This is a genomic window from Falsiroseomonas oryzae, assembly GCF_027856955.1.
GTDB lineage: Bacteria > Pseudomonadota > Alphaproteobacteria > Acetobacterales > Acetobacteraceae > Falsiroseomonas > Falsiroseomonas oryzae.
Window position 1 is genome coordinate 1 of sequence record NZ_JAPSMD010000588.1, and the last position, 2,671, is coordinate 2,671.

Genomic DNA, 2,671 nt, shown 5'->3' on the forward strand with positions numbered 1-2,671 from the left:
GGGGCGCTGCGCCGGCGCGACCGGCGGCGCCAGGGCCGGCGCGGGCGCGGCGAAACGGTCCACCGGCGCGGCCTCCAGCGCGTCGTCGGCCCCCCATTCGAGCTGCAGCCGCAGCGCGGCCAGCAGAGCATCCCGTTCCATACCCGGGATATCGGGGGGCGGCGGGGTTACGCGCAATGGGGGGCGGCGCTACATCCCGGCCCAGCGCAGAACGCCGGAGGAACAGGCATGTCGGAGACCGAGGCGCCCGAGGCGCGCGAAGCGATGGAATTCGACGTGCTGGTGGTCGGCGGCGGGCCGGCCGGGCTGGCCTGCGCGATCCGGCTGAAGCAGCAGAACCCCGACGCCGCCGTCTGCGTGGTGGAGAAGGGCAGCGAGATCGGCGCGCATATCCTCTCGGGCGCCGTGCTGGAGCCGCGCGCGCTGGACGAGCTGCTGCCCGACTGGCGCGAGGATCCGCCGGGGCTCGCCACCGCGGTCACCGAGGACCGCTTCATGCTGCTGACGGCGACGCGCGCCTTCAAGCTGCCGACGCCGCCGCAGATGCACAACGACGGCAACTGGATCGTCAGCCTGGGCAATGTGTGCCGCTGGCTGGCCGCGAAGGCGGAGGCGCTGGGCGTCGAGATCTATCCCGGCTTCGCGGCCTCCGAGACGATCATCGAGGACGGGCAGGTGCGTGGCGTCGTCGCCGGCGTGATGGGCATCACGCGGGAGGGCGAGAAGGGCCCGAACTACCAGCCGGGGATGGAGCTGCGCGCGACCTACACGGTGTTCGCCGAAGGGTGCCGCGGGTCGCTGACCAAGCGGCTGTTCGAGACCTTCGACCTGCGCCGGGACTGCGCGCCGCAGACCTTCGCGCTGGGCGTGAAGGAGCTGTGGGAGATCCCGAAGGAGAAGCACCGGCCGGGCCTGGTGTGGCATTCCACCGGCTGGCCGCTGCCGTCCGACACCTATGGCGGCTCCTGGCTCTACATGCTCGGCGAGAACCTGGTCTCGATCGGCTTCGTGGTGGGGCTGGACTACCCGAACCCCTGGCTCTCGCCCTTCGAGGAGTTCCAGCGCTTCAAGACGCATCCGGCGGTGCGCGGCTTCCTGGAAGGCGGCAAGCGCGTGGCCTATGGCGCGCGCGCGCTGAACGAGGGCGGCATCCAGGCGGTGCCGCGGCTGGTCTTCCCGGGTGGGATGATCGTCGGCGACGCGGCTGGCTTCCTCAACGTGCCGAAGATCAAGGGCACGCACACCTCGATGAAGTCCGGGATGGTGGCGGCGGAGGCGATCGCGGCCGCGCTGGCGGGCGACAGGCCGGCGGTGCTGGACAGCTATCCCGCGGCGCTGAAGGCGAGCTGGGTGTGGGAGGAACTGCAGGGCGTGCGGAACATCCGCCCGGGCTTCGCGAAATACGGCTTCTGGGGCGGGATGCTGAACGCAGCCCTCGACACCTACGTGTTCCGCGGCAAGGCGCCCTGGACCTGGAGCCACCACCAGGACCACGAGACGCTGAAGGACGCGGCGAGCGCGCCGCGGATCGCCTATCCGAAGCCGGATGGCGTGCTGACCTTCGACCGGCTGTCCTCGGTGTACCTGTCCAACACCAACCACGAGGAGGACCAGCCCTCCCACCTCGTGCTGAAGGACCCGTCGCGGTGGCAGGGCGTGAACTGGGAGAAGTTCGCCGCGCCGGAGAGCCGCTACTGCCCTGCGGCAGTGTACGAGGCGGTCGGGGCCGCCGCGGGCAACGGCGAAGGCGAGATGAAGCTGGTGATCAACGCGCAGAACTGCGTGCACTGCAAGACCTGCGACATCAAGGATCCGACGCAGAACATCGACTGGCGCACGCCGGAGGGCGGCGGCGGGCCGAACTACATCGGCGGGATGTGAGGCTTCCCCGCGAAGCCGCTCCGCGTCTTCGCGGGGGCCCGGGGTTGGCGCCGATCCCGGGTGGGACAGCGCATGCCACCGCGGCATAGCCGCGGACGCATCGGGGGGCCCGAAGCGGCCGGGCACGGGAGCGCCGCGTGGCACGGGCAGTCCCGGCACGTCGGCGCTTTGCCGCTTTACGACCTTGGGCGGAGGCGGCGCGGCGGGTTTCGGACAAATTCCCCAGCCTCGGCCCGTGGCACGCGGACGGGCGACCGAACGGGCGGTCGGGTCATGGGCGTCGGCGGATGCGGGCCGGCGGGGCCGGCCTTGTGAAAGAGCGCATGGAACATAAAGAGAACAAACGGCACCTGTCGAGGGCGAAGGAAGGGCCCGTGGCGCGGTGTCGTGCTCGGCGAGCCCCCTCACCCCGACTCTCTCCCCTGAGGAGAGAGAGAAGGTCAGCGCAGGTCCCGCAGCGCCGCCGCGATCGCGTCCTCCGCTGCCGCCCGGTCGCCCAGCCGCTCGGCCAGCAGAAGGGCGAGCTTGGCGAGGAACAGCTCGCGCCGGTCGCCGGCCTCGTCCACGGCGCGGGCCAGGCGCTCCCACAGCGCCTCCAGGTCGTCCACCGGCAGGCTCATGGCGCAAACCCCATCAGGCGACGCAGGGCGGCGTCGAGCGTCGGGCCGTGCAGCGCATGGCGCCGTGCGGCGACGTGGCCGTCGGGGCGAACCAGGTAGAAGCCGCGCGCGCCGAGGCCGAGCGCGCCGGCGGTGGCGGCATCGAGGCGCAGCCGGTCGAGGCCCGCGCG

The 2,671-nt window shown here is 72.0% G+C and carries 3 protein-coding genes; 1 reads left to right on the forward strand and 2 read right to left on the reverse strand.

Annotated features, from left to right (window positions below):
• Nucleotides 1-228 precede the first annotated feature (228 nt).
• Nucleotides 229-1,881: an electron transfer flavoprotein-ubiquinone oxidoreductase gene (locus OZN99_RS29255; RefSeq protein WP_270938738.1), complete on the forward strand. Its 1,653-nt coding sequence runs from the start codon at nt 229-231 to the stop codon at nt 1,879-1,881.
• Between the two features lie 440 nt (nt 1,882-2,321).
• Here OZN99_RS29255 and OZN99_RS29260 read toward each other — a convergent pair whose 3' ends face one another.
• Both OZN99_RS29260 and OZN99_RS33600 read right to left on the reverse strand, forming a co-directional pair.
• Complete coding sequence (locus tag OZN99_RS29260; RefSeq protein ID WP_270938739.1) at nt 2,322-2,501, reverse strand: hypothetical protein; 180 nt, start codon at nt 2,499-2,501, stop codon at nt 2,322-2,324.
• Nucleotides 2,498-2,653 (reverse strand): aromatic-ring hydroxylase C-terminal domain-containing protein, encoded by a 156-nt coding sequence (locus OZN99_RS33600; protein WP_408611973.1) that lies wholly within the window; start codon nt 2,651-2,653, stop codon nt 2,498-2,500. Before OZN99_RS33600 ends, OZN99_RS29260 begins: the two co-directional genes overlap by 4 nt.
• Nucleotides 2,654-2,671: the final 18 nt, after the last annotated feature.